General features: G+C 71.5%; 11 protein-coding genes. 7 read left to right on the top strand and 4 right to left on the bottom strand.

Annotated elements, in window-relative coordinates; genetic code table 11:
• Positions 1–30 precede the first annotated feature (30 nt).
• Positions 31–1062, top strand: a complete 1032-nt coding sequence (locus HNR14_RS05860) for a LacI family DNA-binding transcriptional regulator (RefSeq protein ID WP_179700283.1) — start codon at positions 31–33, stop codon at positions 1060–1062.
• Between the two features lie 3 nt (positions 1063–1065).
• Here the strand turns inward: HNR14_RS05860 and HNR14_RS21320 are convergent, their stop codons facing one another.
• The 4 genes from HNR14_RS21320 to HNR14_RS05840 are packed head-to-tail and all read right to left on the bottom strand — an operon-like array spanning position 1066 to position 9416.
• Positions 1066–1974, bottom strand: a complete 909-nt coding sequence (locus HNR14_RS21320; protein WP_179700282.1) for a CPBP family glutamic-type intramembrane protease — start codon at positions 1972–1974, stop codon at positions 1066–1068.
• Between the two features lie 41 nt (positions 1975–2015).
• Positions 2016–3908 carry a penicillin acylase family protein gene (locus tag HNR14_RS05850; protein WP_179700281.1) on the bottom strand — a complete coding sequence of 631 codons (1893 nt, stop codon included), beginning with the start codon at positions 3906–3908 and terminating at the stop codon, positions 2016–2018.
• Complete coding sequence (locus HNR14_RS05845; protein WP_179700280.1) at positions 3905–6214, bottom strand: beta-galactosidase; 2310 nt, start codon at positions 6212–6214, stop codon at positions 3905–3907. Before HNR14_RS05845 ends, HNR14_RS05850 begins: the two co-directional genes overlap by 4 nt.
• 40 nt (positions 6215–6254) lie before the next feature.
• Positions 6255–9416: a family 78 glycoside hydrolase catalytic domain gene (locus HNR14_RS05840; protein ID WP_179700279.1), complete on the bottom strand. Its 3162-nt coding sequence runs from the start codon at positions 9414–9416 to the stop codon at positions 6255–6257.
• Between the two features lie 233 nt (positions 9417–9649).
• Between HNR14_RS05840 and HNR14_RS05835 the strand changes: the two genes are divergently transcribed.
• From HNR14_RS05835 to HNR14_RS05810, 6 genes are all read left to right on the top strand, one after another.
• A complete protein-coding gene (locus tag HNR14_RS05835; protein WP_218874980.1) occupies positions 9650–10654 on the top strand; it encodes an ABC transporter permease subunit in 1005 nt (334 codons plus the stop codon).
• Positions 10651–11541, top strand: a complete 891-nt coding sequence (locus HNR14_RS05830; RefSeq protein WP_179700278.1) for a carbohydrate ABC transporter permease — start codon at positions 10651–10653, stop codon at positions 11539–11541. Before HNR14_RS05835 ends, HNR14_RS05830 begins: the two co-directional genes overlap by 4 nt.
• Positions 11542–11616: 75 nt before the next feature.
• Entirely contained in the window at positions 11617–13062 is a 1446-nt protein-coding gene (locus HNR14_RS05825; protein WP_179700277.1) for an ABC transporter substrate-binding protein, read from the top strand.
• Positions 13063–13162: 100 nt separating this feature from the next.
• Positions 13163–16543, top strand: a complete 3381-nt coding sequence (locus HNR14_RS05820; protein ID WP_179700276.1) for a hypothetical protein — start codon at positions 13163–13165, stop codon at positions 16541–16543.
• 90 nt (positions 16544–16633) lie between these two features.
• Entirely contained in the window at positions 16634–17644 is a 1011-nt protein-coding gene (locus HNR14_RS05815; protein WP_179700275.1) for a LacI family DNA-binding transcriptional regulator, read from the top strand.
• A 20-nt stretch (positions 17645–17664) separates the two neighbouring features.
• Positions 17665–19404 (top strand): ABC transporter ATP-binding protein, encoded by a 1740-nt coding sequence (locus tag HNR14_RS05810; RefSeq protein WP_343064423.1) that lies wholly within the window; start codon positions 17665–17667, stop codon positions 19402–19404.
• Positions 19405–19419: the final 15 nt, after the last annotated feature.

The raw sequence follows: 19419 nt of genomic DNA, 5'->3' as shown, positions 1-19419 counted from the left end.
GGCCGCGCCGACGGCGGAGGGAGCACGACCATGACCGACGGGCCGCGCCCCGCGCCACTGCGCGCCGCCACCCTCGCCGACGTCGCCCGCGAGGCCGGCGTCTCCCCGGCGGCGGTCTCCAAGGTGATCCGCGGCGCCTACGGTGTGAGCGACGGGATGCGCGAGCGCGTCGGAGCGGCGATCGAGCGCCTCGACTACCGGCCGCGGACGGCGGCGCGGGCGATGCGCGGGACGACGACGACCTTCGGCATCACCGTGCCGCAGCTCGGCAACGAGTTCCTCACGACGGTGGTCCGCGGCGCCGTGGCCGCGCTCGACGGCACCGGGTTCGACGTCATCCTGGCGCCCTCGGAGTTCGCGTCGTCGATGCACGCGGTGGAGAGCCTCCTCGACCGTCAGGTCGCGGGCATCGTCGCGATCGCGCCGCCCTCCGATCCCGAGCGGCTCGACCGGCTCGCGCGTCACGTCCCGCTCGTGCAGCTCGGCGGACACGAGTACTCGGAGCGGTTCGACACCGTCGCCGGCGACGACAGGGCGGGTGCGCGGCTCGTGGTCGACCACCTCCTGGCCCTCGGGCACCGACGCATCGCCCACCTGACCCACGCGTACGCGGCCGAGGACGACCAGCGGGTGGATCCGCACTCGCTGCGGCTGGTCACGTACGCCGCCGCGATGCGCACCGCCGGCGCGGAGCCGCAGGTCGTGCAGTCGGAGGCGTCGGAGGAGAGCGCGCACGCCGCCGCGCTTCGCTTGCTCGACGGCGCCGACCGGCCGACCGCGATCTTCGCGGCCAACGACACCCTCGCCCTCGGCGTGCTGCGTGCCGTCGCCGAGCGCGGGCTCACCGCCGCGGACGTCTCGGTCGCCGGCTACGACGACATCGATATCGCCCGGCATCCGCTGCTCGACCTCACCACCGTGGATCAGCGCGGCGACGAGATGGGGCGAACCGCGGCGACCATGCTGCTCGAGCGGCTGGCGGGGCGCACGGAGCCGAGGCGCTTCCGCACCGACCCGCGGCTGCGCGTGCGCGGCTCGACTCGCCCGGCACCCGCCGGCTGACGCTCAGGACAGCGTCGTCGCGGGCGGCTTCAGTCCGTACGCGGCCTCGCGGTCGACGCGACCGCGCACGAAGATCAGCGGCACGAGCGCGACGAACATGACGACGAAGTTGCCGAGCCCGGCGATCCCCGCGAGCGGACCCGGGTGGAGGGAGCCGCCGGTGGCATCGATCCCGCCGGTGAGCAGGAAGAGGCTCGGGTCGGTGGAGGCGTGCAGCAGAATGGGCCAGATGAGGTTGCCGGTCACCCGCAGGGCCGTGTACATCACCAGGCCGAACGCGAACGTGTAGACCACGGTGAAGCCCACCGCGAGCGGGCTCTGGCCAGTGAGAATGTTGCCCGAGTGCATGGCGGCGAAGAGCAGGGACGACAACAGCATCACACTGCGCTCGCCATAGCCGCCGCGGCGCAGCAGGTTGACGGCGAAACCGCGGGTGACCACTTCTTCGGCGAAGCCGATGAACAGCCCGGAGATCAGCACGGCGACGACCGCTCCGGCATTCCAGCCGGGGTAGTCCGCGCTGACGAAGCGCAGCACGTTGAACAGGATCACGACGCCGACGCCGATCCACATCCACCACGAACCCCGGATCGGCTGGGGCCCGAACAGCTCCTTCAGCCAGCCCAGCGAGAGCGCGAATACGACGAGCAGGATGCTGCCGACCACGATCGGCGCGCCCACTGCGATGAACGTGCTGATGCCGTTCGCGAAGATGTCGTGCTCGTCGATCAGGCCGCCGAACGCCAGCCCGATCAGCCAGCCGGCGAGCTGGTAGAGGCCGTAGTAGACGGCGATGACGAGCAGCGCCTTCCACCAGCCGCCGCGGTTCCAGAACCGCCGCCAGCCCGACTCGGCCGTGTGCTCCGCGCCGCGCGGCTCCTGCTGGACCTGCTCCTGCTGTTCCGAACTCACGGGGCTCCCTCCGCCTCGTCTCGCGAGCCGGACGGCTCGCGTCACACTTTATCGGTGGCGGTGAGCCGTCGCACGGCGTCCACGTCGTCCGCATCGCGCGGATGGAACGCCGTCGGCAGCACCTCGCCGCGCGAGAACGCCGCCGCCTGTCTGGGCAGCAGGAGGCTCCACGACCGCATCCCGTCGGAGCCGAAACGCACGACCCGCAGCGCAGGTCCGCCGGCGAACGCCTCGCCGTCGGCGAAGTAGGTCGCCCGCAGCGCCGCCTGCATCGTCGGCTGCACGTCGCCAGCGGCCCCCGGACGCACGGTGAACGAGCCGCCGCGCCCGGGATGCCCGGCGATGGTGTGCAGTTCGCCGTACGGCCGGGTCTCGAGCGCGCAGTGTTCGAGCGCACCGAGGAGCAGCTCCGGGTCGAGGGCGTCGACGCGGTCGCGCAGGGTCTCCGGCGCCTCCGGGGTGCGCGCGATGTCTCCCCGCCAGGCGAGCCAGGCGCTCGCACCGACGGACGTAGGGGAGGCGTGCCCGTCGAAATCGAGCAGCAGCCGGAGGAACGCGCGGCGCTCGGCGGGCAGCGCCGCGATGCGGGCGGGATGCGCGTCGACGGCCGCGGCCAGGCCGTCCTGCCAGGCGGGGGTGTCCGGCCACAGATCGTCGACCGCCCACGCGAGCATGTCGTCCGCATCGACGTCGACGGCCCGGGCGAGCAGCTGGATGGCGCGCTCGCTGCGCGGGGTCTGCCGGCCGGGGACGTCGTTGAAGGCGTCGGCGCTCCATCCCTCGGCCGAGAGCTCGGGCGCGACCGTGTCCGGCGCGGAGTTGGCGTTCTGGAGGTAGCCGGACGGGGCGCCGTCGAGGTGGACGAGCTCGTCCTGCTCGAGGAAGCCGTTCCACCGCTGCTGCGGGTCGAGCACCCCGGTCGCTCCGTCCGGGCGCCGCGGAACGCGTCCCGTGCGGAGATAGAAGGACGCGCCCGTGCGGTCGGCGGCGAGCACGTTCTGCGGGGGGAAGCCTCCCGCAGCGAACGTCTCGCGGAGCTCGCCGGCATCCCGCGCGCGCAGCATCGCGAGCAGCTGCAGCTCGGTCGCGGCCGCGCGGTCCGTATACGGCGAGCAGATCGCGTAGGCGGCGCCGTCGTGGCGGGCGACGATCGGGCTGCGGACGCCGTTCAGCTCGACGGCGGGCTCGGCCGTGTCGGGCACGCGGTAGGCGTCGGAGACGCGCGGACCGCCCGTTGTGACGCCCCAGGCGATGTCGGCGGTGTGGGCGAGCGGAGGGAGCATCGCCCCCAGGAACGTGAAGCCGGTGTAGTGCAGGGTCGGGGTGACGACCGTCGCCTCGTGCATCGCGTACGCGCCGCCGAACGGCAGATGCGGGTCGCTCACGAGGAAGGCCTCGCCGTCGCGGGTGCGCCAGGGCGCGACGACCCAGGCGTTGGAACCCGGGGTCATCGGCGTGCGGTCGAGCTCCGAGACGACCTCGGGCAGCGGGATGCCCGCGGCCCGCAGCTCCTGCGCGGCGTCGGCGATGGTCCAGTAGAGCATGACCGTGCGGTTGACGCCGATCGGGAGGGCCGGTTCGAGCGGGGGCGCCCAGGCGGGCAGCAGCCGGGGATGCTCGTCGAAGTACGCGCTCACGCCCGCGATGAAGGCGCGGTAGCAGTCCTGGAGGGCGGCCGGGAGGCTCGCGAAGGCCGTGCGGGCCTCCTCCAGCACCTGCCAGCGGCGCTGGTTCTCGTCGCGTCCGGTCGCGCCCGGCCCGTCGACCGTCGCGAGCTCCCCGCGGACGAGGAGGTACTTCCGGAGGAGCGCGTCGGGTTCGTCGGCGGCTTGCGCGTAGCCGAGGCCGAAGAAGGCAGCGGGCTCGGTCTCGGCCTCCAGCAGCGGCATCCCGGTCGCCGATCGGCGGACCGTCACCTCGCCCCAGGCGGTCATGCGCCGAGGTCCACGACCGTCGTGACGCGCTCGGCGAACGCGAGGCCGTCGATCGTCGCGTCGCCCTGGGGCTGCTCGGCGTGGTCGAGCAGGATCCCTTCGTCGTCGGGCACCTCGACGCGCTCCGACAGCGGCTCGACGCGCAGCTGCAGCCCGTCCGCGCGGAGGGCGTCGGCGAAGCGGCCGAGGCGGATCCGCCACGGGATCCCGCGGCTGAAGTCGTCCGCGACGAGCAGGCCGGTCGCAGCGTCGAACAGGCGGCAGAGGTCGCCCGAGTAGGCGATGTCGAGCCAGAGCCCGTCGACGTCGGCGGCCGGGTCGCGCAGCGTCAGCAGGGCGCGGCCGGGGGCGAGCTGTTCGACCGCGATCGCGTCGACGGCGATCGCCGGCGCGGGGAGATCGACGACAAGGTCGGTGCCCGACGTGTGCCGGCGCAGGACGGCCGCCGTGCCGTCGCCCTCGCCGAGCGGGCGCAGCAGCGACAGCTCGACGGTCGTTCCCCGCGTGCTCAGCTCAGCGTCGCTCGACACGAGCTGCCGCCCGGCGGGGGTCGCGACGATCGCGCTGTGCTCGGCCTGGTCGGTCGGGAGCGTGATCAGCTCGACGGTGCCGCCGGGACCGGCGATGCGGAAGGATCGTGCCGCATCCACCGTCACGAGCACGGTCGCGCCGTCGGGGTCGTCGAACACCTCCACGCCGGTGCCGGCCTCGACGGCCTCCACTCCGATGCCGGTGAAGGCGAACTCGGCGACCGACCCCGCGGGCGCGTGGAAGGCGACCACGGGGGTGACCGCGCTGCCGAGCCGGGCGAGCGGCTGTGCGGTCGCCGTGGCGAGGGTCAGCCCGGCGCCGAGGTCGAGCCCGATCGGCAGCACCAGGGCGGCACTGCTCGCGACCGTCAGCTCGGCGCGCCGCGGGAACGCGACCGTGCCGGCGTCCGTCGCGACTGTCACCGTCACTCCCGCGCGCTCACTCAGCGGGTGGATGTCGCCGTGGTTGACGAGGAACACGAAGCCGCGGGACCCGTCGGCGCGCAGCACCGCCCGCAGGCGGTCCTCGTCGGGATCGACCACCGGGTCCGCCGGCTGCACGACCTCCGTGCGGGCCAGGTCGGCGCCGAACTCCTGCACGAAGCGGTTGAACGGCAGGGCGAGGTGGAACGACTCCCGGCGCTCGCCGAACTCGCTCACGGGCGCCCAGAAGTCGTAGGAGCGCTGCGGGAAGGCCGGCTCCTTCGTCGTCCAGCCGAACCCGTCGCCGCGCACCGGGTTCGTGCCGCCGTGGAACAGGTAATAGCCGAGGAAGATGGACTCGATCGAGGCCAGCCGGGTGACCGCGGTCGTCAGCATGGACTCCGGCGGCGTCATCGCGCGGTAGGCGGCCCGGGCCGGCGAGCCGGTGCCGAGTTCGCTGAAGAGGATCGGGTCGACGCCGCGCGTCGGGTAGTCGCCGGGGACGAAGGTCGTGAGCGTGTGGTTGCCGCCCGTGTTCGGGTGGAGGTCCATGTACGCGCCGTAGCTCGGGAGGTAGCCCTCCGTCGGCAGATCGCCCGGGAGGCCCCACGCCGTCATCGAGAAGTACGGCGGCAGGATGCCGGCGTCGATCGCGAGGCCGCGCAGGGAGGCCATGTGCGCGTCGAAGTCCGCAGCGCCCGGCCCGCGATGGTCGGTGGCCGTGTAGCCGAACAGCGTGCGCCAGTCGTTCGGTGCGTGGGTGAGCTCGTTCTCCAGCTGGACGACGACGATCGGGCCGCCGTCGGACCAGTAGAGCCCGCGCAGCTCCTCGGCCAACCGCTCGAAGTAGCGGCCGACGCGCGCGAGGTAGCGCGGGTCGTCGCTGCGCTCGGTCAGCGGCATCCCGTACAACCACGGCGGCAGACCGCCGAGCAGGAACTCGGAGTTGTTGAACGGGCCGACGCGCGGCGCGAACAGCATCCCCTCGTCGGCGCAGACCTGCGCGAAACGGCGCACGTCGTTCGAGCCGGTGAAGTCGAACTCCCCGGCGCGTGGTTCGACCTGCCCCCAGAAGACGTACGACGAGACCACGGAGCAGCCGCCGTCGCGCAGGGCGCGGACCGCCTCCGGCCACTCGTCGACCGGATAGCGCTGCAGGATGAGCTCGCCCGAGACGAGCGGCAACGGTTCGCCGTCGAGTGTCAGGTGGAAGTTCGTGGCGCCGAGCACACGCCCGTCGGGGGCGACGGCGCCACGGGCCTCCGTGCGTGCCGCGGTGGGCGCGAGGCCTGCGCCGGTGGCGTCGAAGACGAGCGCGGGGGAGGCGGCCGTGGCGGAAGAGAAAGGAGTCATCGGTGTCTCCAGGATCGGGGATGGGCGGAGGCCGGCGTGGTCACCAGGTGCGGCGTGCCGTGCTGAGGCCGAGGCCGCCGAAGTGGAAACCGCCGGGGGCGTCATCGGCGGACTGCGGCATGAGCTGGTCGTCGCCGCCGTGCTCCGGGAAGCGCAGCGAGACCTCGGCGGCGACGATGGCGGAACGTCCCGGCCAGTCGCCGAGGTCGGCGGCGACGCGGTTCCAGCCCGCCGGCCAGGTCTCGCCGACGGCGAGGAGGTCGGAGTCGTCGGCCGCGATCAGCCGCAGCGTCGGCAGGGCTCCCCGCGCCGAGCGCTCGTCGCAGAGGTCGACGAGCGCGAACGCGAACGTCGCGTCCGAGGCGTCCACCGGTTCGTCGAAATCAACGCGCGCGACGGGCCGGCTGCCGTCGACGGGGAGCACCTGCGCGATCGGCCCGAGCGGCTGGGCGTGCGGGATGGGCATGCACACCAGCCGGTCGAGCACCGCGAGCTCCGAGCCCGGGGCGGTGAGGGCGCCGCGGTCGACCGCCCGGCGCAGCAGGTCGTCCGGTCCGGTCACGTCGGCGGCGCGCGGCGCCAGTGCCGGGGCGGCCCACGGCTCGGCGTCGGGCGCCGGATCGACGGCGCCGACGCGTTCGAGGGCGACGGTGAGCGTGTGCTGCCCGGGCGCCAGCTCGCGCGGCGCCTGGCCGGGGAGGGCCACCGTGCCGACCGTTCCGGGCGGGACCTCCACCGTCAGGGAGACCGTCGTACCGGTGAAGCGGTAGGACATCCCGATCGTGCCGCGCGGAGTGGCGGTGCGCACCGCGAGGTCGTCGACGCCGGAGACGAATTGCGGCTCCAGCGTGAACGTACGGTAGCCGGCGGAGGTCGGCCGGAGGCCGGCCAGCGACTCCCACGCCCACCCGGCGAACACGCCGCCGAGCCCGACATGGTCGAGCGAGCCGGTGCCGGTGTTGGCCGGGTCGATCCACCAGCACTCCCAGAAGGTCCCCGGCCCGCCGGCGAGCATCGCGCCGATGCCGGGCTCGGCCGGCTGCTCCAGCATGTCCATCACGACCTGCGAGCGCCCGGTCGCGGCGAGGGCGCGCACGATCGAGCGGGTGGTCGCGAAGCCGCCGGAGATGCGGTTGCCGCGGTCGCGCACGTCGCGCTCGATCCGGCGACCCGCCTCGTCGGCGTCGGCGCCCGTGAGGATGCCCGCCTCGATCGCGACGGCCCAGGCGCCCTGGGAGCCGTTCGCGAAGACGCCGCGCTCCGGGTCGTGGAAGCGCCGCCGGGCGGCCGCGCGGAGCTGCTCCACCTGGTCGAGGCGCTCGCCGGAGGACGCGTCGTCGCCGAGCTCGGCTTCCAGCCGCGCCAGGGTGAGCAGGCAGTCGATGACCGCGCCGGTGTGGTGGACCGGGGGAGGGGTCTGCTCCAGCGCGAGCCAGTCATGGCCGTAGCTGATGGGCGAGAGCCCGATCACGCCGTGCCCGTCGGTGCAGGCGACCTGGAAGTCGGCCCACCGCCGCAGCGCCGGGAGGGCCTCCCGCACCAGCGACTCGTCGCCGTAGTGCAGCCAGTGGCCGAGCAGGAGGCGATGGAACGCCGAGCCCCACACCGGGTCGGCGGGCATGCGCGGCTCGCGCACGTCGGGCGCGATCGCCGGGAACGAGCCGTCCGGCTCCTGGCTCGTCATGAGGTCGCGCAGCCACTTGGCGAGGAAGGCCTCGGAGTCGAACGCGGCCAGCTCGTACTCGGCGACGGAGGCCGTATCGCCCGTCCAGGCCGCCTGCTCCCGGGTCGGGCAGTCCTCCGGCACGCCGTGCACGTTGTTGAGCAGGGTGCGTGCCGCGCGCTCGAGCAGGCGACCGACGGTCGGATTCGAGACCTCGATGGCGCCGGCCGGCTGCAGATCGGTGTGCAGGGTCTCGGCGACGACCTCGGCGCGGGCGTCGTCGGGGAGGCCGTGCACCTCGATGTAGCGGAAGCCGTAATAGGCGAACCAGGGCTCGACCACATCCCCCGGCTCTCCGGAGGCGACCCACTCCATCACCTGGCGCACGCGGCCGTTGTCGAAGGGCATCGTGAGGTTGGTCGTGTCGAGGCGGCCGGCGGCGTCGACGTGCTCGCCGTGGACGACCCGGATCACGGACCCGGCGGCCAGCGCGTCGCCGACCTCGACGCGGCTGCGTCCCGCGATGTTGACGCCGACGTCGTAGAGGCGCACGCCGCCGCCGCGGGAGAGCTCCGTCGGGTGCAGGCGTGCGACGACGCGGACGGGCGGCGTCGAGTCGGGCTCGATGCGTGCGGGGGGTGCCCCGGCGCCTGTGCTCTGCGCGTCGGGCGAGACCAGAGAAGTGGGATCGACCGGCGTCCACGAGGTGCCACGGTCCGCGGAGGGGTCGTGACGCTCCAGATAGAAGGGCTCGTCGACGACGATGCGGCTGGGCGAGACGAGGGAACCGGCTCCGGGATGCACGATCTGCGTCGTGCCGTCCCGGTGTCGCAGCACGAGCGACGCGAGCACGCGAGGTGGGAGGCCGGAGCGCTCCCACTCGCCGGTGCCGGCGACGAGGTCGAGGACGTTCTCCCCGGCCGCGATCAGGTCGGTCACGTCGTAGGTGCGGTAGAGCGCGCGGACCGCGTCGGTCCGGGTCGCATCCAGGTGGCCGTCGTTGACCGCGACGCCGCCGAGCTCCGCCCGCACGAGCCCCTGGGCCGTGACGTGGAGCCGCGCCCGCTCGATCTCGCCGGTGACGTCGAACGGCTGACGCACGCGGGTGCCGGCGGCCACGCCGATCCAGGACCCGCCGAACCGGTCGAGCCCGTGCGGACCGGTCTCGAGCTCGGCGCGCGACCAGCCCGACCAGCCGTGCTCGGTGCGCGTCCGGACCTGCCAGGCGTACAGTCCGCCCTCCTCGAGCGGAGCGTCGACGGTCACCGCGGTCTCGGTCGACGCGACCGCGCCGGAGGCCCAGATCGTCGTGCCCGCCTCGTCGGCGACCGTGACCTCGTAGCCGGTCCGCTGCTGCGCCTCGTCGTCCGGCGTGCGCCAGGAGAGGCGCGGGCGGGGGCGGGAGGTCAGGTTCACTCCGCGAGCGCCGTCGCCGTCCTCACGCGGGGGGCGGCCGTCGACGCGGAGGTCGTGGGGTGCCGAGGGGACCGTCGTGCGGCCGGGGAGTCCCGGCGTGGTCGTCTGCTTCTCGAGTGTCATGCGTCGGTCTCTGTGCCCTCGTCATCGTCGGTGTACGGAGTGAATGCTTTCACTTTCCGTTTCGCAATGCAAACCTTTTCGCGCGATCCAGTGGAGGCGAAGAGGAGTGAATCCCCAGCAATCGAGCGGAATCGACGGACTCACGCTTGACATCGGCCGCTCGGGCAGTTACAAATGAATCGTTTTACTGCAGTCGGTCCGTCCGGCTGAGAGCTCGATGATGAGAGGTGCACGTGGCAACGGTGATCGAACGGCGCGAACCCGATCCGGCGACGGCCCCCGTCGTGGGCGATGGAGCACCAGTGCACCCGTCGCCCCGCCGGCGTCGCAGGCGGATCCCCGTCGGCGTCTACCTGGCACTGGTGCCGGTCTTCGCCCTGCTGGGGATGTTCCAGTTCTACCCTGCCATCAGCGGCATCTGGTATTCGTTCTGGAACTGGATCCCCTCCGGTGGCTCGACGTTCATCGGATTCGACAACTACGTGGCGATGTTCAGCGACGGCGTCTGGTGGGACTCGTTCAAGAACCTCGGCATCATCTTCGTCTTCGGCGTGGTGATGTGGATCTTCCCGCTCCTCGCCGCCGAACTGCTCATCAGCCTCCGCGGGCAGCGCGCCTCGTTCGTCTACCGCACGCTGCTCATCATCCCGATGGCGTTCCCCGGCGTGGTCACCGCCCTCGTCTGGCAGTTCTTCTACGACCCCAACAACGGCGTCTTCAACGCGGCGCTCACCGCGATCGGGCTCGGCGACTTCACCCAGAACTGGACGGGCAGCCCGAACACCGCCCTCCTGTCGCTGCTCTTCGTCGGGTTCCCGTTCATCGCCGGCCTGCCCTTCCTGCTCATGTACTCGAGCCTCCAGAACATCCCGCGGGAGATCTTCGAGGCCGCGTCGCTCGACGGCGTGAGCCGGTTGCGCCGCATCTGGACCTTCGACCTGCCGCTCATGGCGAGCCAGGTGCGCGTCCTCCTCTTCTTCGCCGTCGTCGGCACCCTCCAGTACGGCTTCACCGCGTACATCCTCACCAACGGAGGGCCGGACAACGCGACCCAGGTGCCCATCCTCCGCGTGCTGAACCAGGCCTTCCAAGCGCAGAAGTGGGGCTACGCCGCAGCGCTCTCCACCACCCTGTTCGCCATCACCCTCGTCCTCAGCTGCATCGTCATGTTCGTCCGCCGACGTGAAGCGACCGACGCCACCGCGCAGCGACGCGCGCAGAGAAGGAGTGCCCGATGAGCACCGTCACCCAGCAGACGTTCGCGGCGGCCACCGAGCTCGCCCACGCCGAGCCGAAGGTGCGCAAGCGCCGGCCCTCCCGCCAGATCGGCGTCCACATCGGGCTCCTCGTGCTCGTGTTCCTCAGCCTCGCGCCGTACCTCTTCATGCTCGTCACGTCGCTGAAGGACAACCAGCAGTACAACGAGAACTTCTGGGCCCTCGCCTTCCCGCTGCACTGGGAGAACTTCGGCACGGCGTGGACGCAGATCCAGCCCTATCTCGTCGCCTCCGTGATCGTCGCGGTCGGCTCCGTCATCGGCATCATCGCGGTCTCGCTGCTCGCCGGGTTCGTGCTCGCACGGTTCCGGTTCCCGGGCCGGACGTTCCTGTTCACGCTCATCGCCGCCCTCATGATGGTGCCGAGCATCTCGAGCCTCATCCCCCTGTTCCTGATGATGCGCGACCTGGGGCTGCTCAACACTTTCGCGGTGCTGATCATCCCGCAGGTCGCCACCGGGGCGATCCTCGGGACCATCCTGATGAAGACCTTCATCGAGGGGATCCCGCAGACGCTGTTCGAGGCGGCCGCGATCGACGGCGCGGGACCGGTGCGGCTCTTCCGTTCGATCATGCTCCCGCTCTCGCTCCCGGTGATCGGCACGGTCAGCCTGGTGACGATCCAGGGCGTCTGGAACGACTTCTTCTGGCCCCTGCTGACGGTGACCGACAACAATCTCAAGACCGTGTCGGTCGGCCTCCTCTTCTTCCAGGGCCAGTCGTCGACGGCGTACGGGCCGATGTTCGCCGGCTACCTGCTCGCCAGCATCCCGCTGCTCGTCCTCTTCATCTTCTTCTCGCGGTACTTCCTCGCCGGGATCCAGGGCGGCCTGCCCGGCTCCCACTGACGTCGGCGCTCCCCGAGCGGCCGAGAGCTCCACCCCCTCACAGACGCACCACCCGAGCATCAACCAAGGAGAACCATGCACACGAAACCCCGGTCCGCGGCGCTGCGGACCCTCGGCGTCCTCGCCACGGTGGCCACGGCCGCCGTCACGCTCGCCGGCTGCTCCTCCAGCGGCGACGACGCGAGCGGCAAGACGGTCATCACCCTCGCCGGCCCGAACCAGTGGAACAACGAGGCCGGCACCTTCGGCAAGCCGTGGGAGGACCTCATCGCCCGCTTCGAGAAGGCGGAGCCGGACATCGAGGTCAAGACCACGGTCCTGCCGATCGCGAGCTTCTCGGACACCTTGTCGACGCAGCTGTCGGCGGGCACGGCTCCCGAGCTGATCTTCGCCCAGGCGCCGCACACCCCCGAGCAGATCGTCTCGCTCGACAAGTACCTCGCCGAGCCCAACCCGTTCGTCAAGGGCAACACGAAGTGGCAGGACATCTTCAACCCCGCCACGTTCGGCGACGCCAACCGCAACGTCAAGGGCAAGCTGGAGTTCATCCCCTTCAACCTGGTGACCGCCGGCCTCTTCTACAACGAGGACGCGCTGAAGAAGGCGGGCGTCACCGCCCCCGTCGAGAGCATCGGCGACCTCACGAAGGCCTGCACGAAGCTCAGCGACGCCGGCTACTCCGGGCTCGCGATGGACAACGGCAGCCTCGGCACGGGCTGGACCAGCGAGACGATACTCAACAACCTCCTCGCGAAGTACTTCGACGCGTGGAACAAGTACGACACCGCAGGCAACCCGGGCACGGCCGACGAGAGCCTGAGCCAGAAGAGCCTCGCCCGCGCCGTGCTCACCGGCGAGCTCGACGCGACCAAGACCCCCGAGGTCGCGGAGGCGGCGAAGCTGCTCAAGGACGTCTACGACAACTGCGCGACCAAGAACTGGTCGGGCACCGCCGCCTCCGCCACCTTCGTCGGCGGCCAGGAGTTCCTCGCGGGCAAGGCGGCGACGGCCTGGGGCACCAGCTTCGCGTCGACGAACCTCTCGGACGTCAAGTGGGGCTGGTCGACCATGCCGTTCCCGACCGTCACGAAGGACGACACCTCGCTCGCCTCGGGCGACGGCGCCCGCTTCGGCGCCTCCGCCGGCGGCACCAGCTACATGATCCCGGCGACCACCAAGGGCAAGAAGTTGGATGCGGCGGTCAAGTTCCTCCAGTACGTCTCCAGCCCCGAGGGCGGCACGCAGTGGATCAAGGACACCGACGCCATCCCGGCGACGACCGGTACCGAGCCCTCCAAGGCCGTCGCGAACCTGACCACCGGCGACTGGGCGAAGCCGTCGCAGATCGGCGTCAGCGCGCTCATCTCGAAGGCCGAGGCCGGCAAGAACCTCTGGGACGGCTACCTGCTCGGCACGAAGACGCTCGACCAGCAGCTGACCTTCCTCGAGTCGGTCTGGAAGGACGCCGCCCACGAGGGCGTCCAGGCGGCCGGCTGGACCGAGGACTGGACGAAGAACTGAGCACCGGCGCCCCGGCGGAGCGATCCGCCGGGGCGCCTCCCCGCACCACCCCTGCACCCTTCCCGCACCATCCGCCTCTCGACGACGAGGACGAACCGACATGGGATCCACACTGCTCGCACGTACCGCGACGGCCGCCACGGCCGCCGTCGCCCTGATCGCCGGCCTGCTCGGCGCCGCGCAGCCCGCGAACGGTGCCCCGGCGACCCCGGCGGCCCCCGCCGCCACGGGCACCGCGCACTACATCGACAACCGCTCCGGCTCGAACTGCTCCGACACGGGGGCCGGCACGAGCACGACGGCGCCCTGGTGCTCCTTCGCACCCGCGGCCTCCCTGACCCTCGGCGCGGGCGACAGTCTGCTGCTCGCCCGTGGCGCCTCCTGGTCGGAGCGCCTCGTCGTCGCGCTGCACGGCAGCGCCGCCGCGCCCGCGACGCTCGGCGCGTACGGCACGGGAGCCGCGCCCCGCATCCTCTTCAACGACAGCGCCATCGGTGTGGACCTGACCGACCCCGACCACGCGGTCGTCTCGGGCCTGGACATCGGAGCCAAGACCGCCGCCGGCACGAGCGCGCTCTCGTACGGCCTGATGGTCACGTACACGAGCCCCGGGCACGACGACCTCACGCTGAGCGACCTGTCGGTGCACGACAACCGCATCGTCGGCCTGTTCGTGCGCAACACCGCGAACACCACCAACGCCCAGACCGTGCTCGACGGGGTGACCATCTCCCGCGTCACGTCGACCCACAACGGGCACGGCATCGTGCTGACGAACCAGGGCGCCGTCACGGACATCCCGACGCCGCAGTCGCCGGGCAACTCGGGGTCGAACGTGTTCGCGCACGTGCTGGTGGACGGCATCCACCAGACCGCGGACGACAACAACAACCCGCCCGTCGACGAGGTCTTCTCGCAGATCGACGCGGGATGCCCCGACAGCCTGGCCATCTCCAGCGCGTCGAACGTGACCGTGCGCAACTCGATCCTCGACGGCTCGGCCGCGTGCCGCACGGGGGCGGGGACGGCCGCGCTGTTCCTCGGCAACGTCAACCACGCGATCGTTGCCAACAACATGATGGTGAACACGCCGAACACGGGGAACCCGGACATGGTGGCGATCGACCACGAGGCCACCACCAGCGATGTGACGATCGCGGGCAACTACTTCGCCGACAACTACGGTGGTGCGATCGAGTACCTCGCCATCCACGGTCCGAACGACTTCTCGACGGGCAATACGGCCACCGCGAACGTGTTCCTGCGCAACGGCGTCTCGCACGCCATCCCGTATCCCGGCGACGGCGCGATCGCCCAGGTGGGCGGCAGCATCGCGACCGACGCGACCATCTCGGACAACCTCGCCTTCGAGCCGTACGGCCTCCTGACCGCGCAGCTCGGCGGTGACGTCACGCACTACACGTCGACCAACAACATCGCCACCGATTCGGCCGACGACATCTCCCAGGCCGCGGCGCAGTTCGGCGCGAACGGCACCCCGTGGGGATACCAGCGCATCTCCGGCGGCTCGTGGAAGGCGCTCCCGTACGACACGGCGTCGTCCAGCTACACGGCGTCGGGGGTCACGGTCGGCCGGTTCGCCCTCACGCCCTCGGCGACGAGCGATGCCGGGATCACCTGGACGGCTCCCCGCTCCGGCGTGATCAGCCTGCGCGGCTACCCGCTCGCCCTGTCCGGCACCGCTGCCGTGAAGGTGACCGTCAACGGGACCGCTGTCGCGACCGCGACGATCGACACGGTCGGAGCAGTGCTCAAGGCGGACGATGTCACGGTCCACGACGGCGACGTCGTCCGCTTCTCGGTCGCAGCGGGTAGCGCCCCGGTCAGCTGGGTGCCGGCGGTGGCCTACTCCTCGAAGGCGACGTCGTCGGACGGCAAGGGGGAGTGGACGTTCTCCGTCGCCGGTGACGCCCAGGGCTGGTCGAGCAGTGCTCCGGCGCAGATCCATCGCGGTCTGGCCGACATCAGCACGGCGGGCGGCACCACCACCCTCGATTCGGCCGCGGGGCTGAAGCTGTCGGCCGCCGCCAGCTCGAGCCTGCGCCTGCGCTACTACAACGGCACCGCCGCGACCTCCGGCACCGTGTACTTCACGACGGCCTCCGGGCAGTCGTTCACGGCCGAGCGCTCCGTCCCGTTCTCGATCAACCCCCGGAGCACCGCCGGCGTCGTCGAAGGGTTCCAGAGCGTCCTCGTGCCCCTCGCCGGCAACGCGGCGTGGACCGGGACGATCGACCGCATCCGCATCGCGATCACCGGCGCGAGCGGCACCTTCGCGGTCGACAGCGTGCAACTGACGAAGCCGCAGACGACCGGCTGGGAGTTCGACACCGCCTCCGGCTGGACGGCGAAGTCCAACGTCAGCTGCGCCACCACCGGCACCGCCTCGGCCTCGCCGACCGTCGACGTCGACAACACCGCCGGCGGGTTCTCGCAGTACGCCGACATCAACTGGACCATGACGCGCATGCAGACCTTCCCGGTCAGCACGCCGCGGTTGGCCCAGGTGGACTTCTGGGCCTTCAAGACCGGTGACCCGCAGGGCTGCCTGTACTTCCGCATCGTGAAGATCACCGACCCGGCCACGCACCGCGGAGACACCCTGTTCACCGGAGCCGTCCCGGCGTCGGCCGTCAGCACCGACGGCGGCTTCGTCAGCGTCTACCCCGGACTCACGGGCCTCGACACCGCGGCGACCTACGGGCTCGAGATCTTCAACCCCTACGTCGTCCCGGGCGGCGGGAACTTCGGGGTCGCCTACAGCGACGACGGCTCGCGCCCGATGGCCGGCCGCGAGTTCTACTCGGTGAACAACAACGGCACCTGGAACGGGCCGGAAGGCGCCCGCAGCCTGAAGTTCCGCACCTACACGGCGGCGACCATCGCGGCGCAGAACCCGACGGAGGGCTACGCGCCCGTCACCGTCGCCGACGGTGCGGTGCAAGGCAGCGGCGGCTACGAGCCCGCGCTGCTCTCGCCGGGAAAGCTCGGCATCACCGCCTCCGGCACCCGCTACATCCACATCCGGATGAGCAACCCGACCAACCAGCCCGTCGCCTACCTGCTCTTCACGACCAACGCCGACCCGGCCTTCGACCAGCCCGGCGACGGCTCGCCGCCGCCGGAGGAGTCCGGCAAGGGATACGTGTTCTCGCTCCTCCCCGGCGCCGACTTCCACGAGTACACGCTCGACATGTCGACCGTGGCCGGGTGGACGGGCACGGTGCAGCAGTTGATGGTCCAGCCGGCCAACCGGTGGAACTACCGGATCAACGATCTGAGCAGCACCTGGTCGGGCAAGATCGACTACATCCGGCTCGACAGCGGGACGACGGCGGCGGCCGCGGGCACCGCGTCCCCGCCGGCCACCGGCCCGGCCGCGGCGCTGGCCGCCGCGCTCGCCGCCATCGTGGCGGCGCTCAAGGACTGGTGCACCCGCACCGGCTGGTGCGCGTGGTGACGCGACATGGCTAATGTGTCAACGGACGGTCCGGTGACACGCCGATGAGGACGTCGGGGGCCTGTGTGGCGCCGACCGTGAAGGAGAGGTATGGCTGTCGGTATTCGTGACGTCGCGGAGCACGCGAAGGTCTCGGCGGGGACGGTGTCGAAGTTCCTGAACACCCCGGAGCGGGTGGCGCCCGGCACGGCGAAGCGCGTGCGCGAGGCGATCGAGGAGCTCGGCTACGTCCGCAACGACGCCGCGCGCCAGCTGCGCGCGGGCCGGAGCCGCACGATCGGGCTGCTCGCGTTCGACATCGCGAACCCCTTCTTCATCGATCTCGCGCACGGGGTGGAGCGGCAGGCCACGAAGCACGGCCTGTCGGTCCTCCTCGGCAACAGCGACGAGGACGAGGAGCGCGAGTCCGCGTACCTCAACCTGTTCGAGGAGCAGCGCGTGCACGGCGTCCTGGTCTCGCCGATCGGGTCGATCGACAAGCGCATCGAACGGTTCCGGCGCAGCGGCATCCCGGTGGTGCTGGTCGACAAGCAGGGCGACCCCTCGCTCAGCCCGTCGGTCTCGATCGACGACGTCGCGGGAGGCTACATGGCCGCCGCGCACCTGGTGTCGCGCAAGCGCACGCGGATCGCGTTCGTGGGAGGGCCCTCCGGCCTCCGGCAGTTCGACGACCGTCTCGCGGGGGCGCTGCAGGCCGTCGCCGACCACCCCGGTGTCTCGCTGGAGGTCATCCAGGTGCGCAACCGCGACGTGGAGGAGGGCCGCAAGGTCGGCGAGGCACTGCTGATGCGGCCGCCGCGCGACCGGCCGGACGGCGTCTTCGCGATGAACGACCGGCTCGCGTTCGGTCTGCTGCAGACGGTGGTCGCCGAGGGCAGTGTGCGGGTGCCGGAGGAGATGGCGGTGATCGGCTTCGACGACATCGAGTTCGCCGCCGCCGCGGTCGTGCCGCTCAGCTCCATCCGGCAGCCGCGGGACGAGTTCGCGGAGATCGCGGTCGGGCTGCTCGTCGACGAGGACCTCTCGGTCGAGGTCGACGAGTACCCGCAGGTCGTGCTCGAGCCCGAGCTCGTCGTCCGCGCCAGCACCCAGGCGAGGTGAGGGGCGACAGGGGAGCCTCCGTGCAGATCCGGGCCGCCTCCCCTCTCCGTTCGCTCGGCAGCATGCTGCGCCCGTACCGCGGGCGCATCGCCGCGGCCGCGTTCTTCCACCTGCTGAAGGACAGCCCGCTGTGGCTGATCCCCGTGTTCACGGCGATGATCATCGACACGGTGGTCGCGGGGACCGACGTGGCGCGCCTCGCCGTGCTCGTCGCCGCCGCCGCGCTCGTGCTGGTGCAGAACTACCCGAACCACCTGCTGTACGTGCGGATGTTCAGCCGCGTCTACCGGTCGGTGGCCGCCGATCTGCGCAACACGCTCACGGCGCGGCTGCAGGGCCTCTCGATCGGGTTCCATTCGCGGCGCAATGCCGCGGTCATCCAGACCAAGGTGGTGCGGGACGTCGAGAACGTCGAGCTGCTGATGGCGCAGGTCTTCCCGATCGTCGCGGTCTCGGTGAGCATCTTCGTCGGGTCGGTCATCGTGACGGCGGTGCAGGCGCCGGCGTTCCTCGTGGTCTTCGCGCTCACGGCGCCGGTCGCGGGCGGTCTCATTGCGGGGATGCGCAAGCGCGCCGCCCGGCGCAACGAGCGCTTCCGCACCGAGATGGAGAGCCTGTCGGCGAGCGTGGGCGAGATGGCGAGCCTCATCCCGATCACGCGTGCCCATGGTCTGGAGGGCGTCGCCGCCCGCCGCGTCGCCGCTACGGCCGAGCAGGTGAAGACCGCGGGCCTCGCCCTGGACCGGCTCAACGGCCGGTTCGAGACCACGTCGTGGGTCGCCTTCAACGTGCTCTCGGTGCTGTGCCTGGGCCTCGCGGGTTACGCGGCGATGTCGCACCTCCTGCCGATCACGGCGGGGCAGGTCGTCCTGCTCAGCACCTACTTCGCGACGTTGACCGGCGCGGTCTCGCAGCTGGTCGGCCTGACGCCGATCTTCAGCCGCGGGCTGGAGTCGATCCGGTCGATCGCCGAGGTGCTGGAGGATCCGGACGTCGAGCAGAACGAGGGCAAGACGGTCGTCGACCGCGTCATCGGGGAGCTGCGGTTCGAGGACGTCTCGTACACGTTCCCGGATGCCGAGGAGCCGGCGATCGCGGACCTCAGCCTCACCATCGAGCCGGGGGAGACCATCGCCTTCGTCGGGTCGTCCGGCTCGGGCAAGTCGACCGCGATGAACCTCGTGCTCGGTTTCATCCGTCCGACCGGCGGTCGCCTCCTGCTCGACGGCCGGAACACCGCGAGTCTCGACCTGCGCACCGCCCGTCGCTTCATCTCGGTCGTGCCGCAGGAATCGGTGCTCTTCGAGGGCAGCATCCGCGACAACGTCGTCTACGGGCTCGACGACGTCACCGACGAGCAGGTCGCCGCCGCGCTGCGGGATGCGAACGCGAGCGAGATCGTCGCCGCTCTGCCGGACGGCTGGGACACCACTGTGGGCCAGCGCGGCGCGCGTCTCTCCGGCGGCCAGCGGCAGCGCATCGCCATCGCGCGCGCCCTCATCCGCGACCCGCGCATCCTGCTGCTCGACGAGGCGACCAGCGCCCTCGACAGCGAGTCGGAGGCGCAGGTCCAGCGTGCGTTGGAGACGCTCCGCCGGGGCCGCACCTCCCTCGTCGTCGCCCACCGACTCTCCACGATCCGCGACGCGGACCGCATCGTGGTGATGGACAGGGGCCGCATCGTCGAGATCGGCAGCCACGAGGAACTGCTGCGCGCCGAGGGGCGTTACGCGCGGCTGCACGCGGCGCAGAGCCGCTGAGCCAGTGAGCCGCTG

This window comes from Leifsonia naganoensis (assembly GCF_013410615.1).
GTDB classification, from domain to species: Bacteria; Actinomycetota; Actinomycetes; order Actinomycetales; family Microbacteriaceae; genus Leifsonia; species Leifsonia aquatica.
The sequence above is the reverse complement of the archived record's forward strand: the minus strand, read 5'-3'. Positions and strand labels throughout refer to the sequence as shown.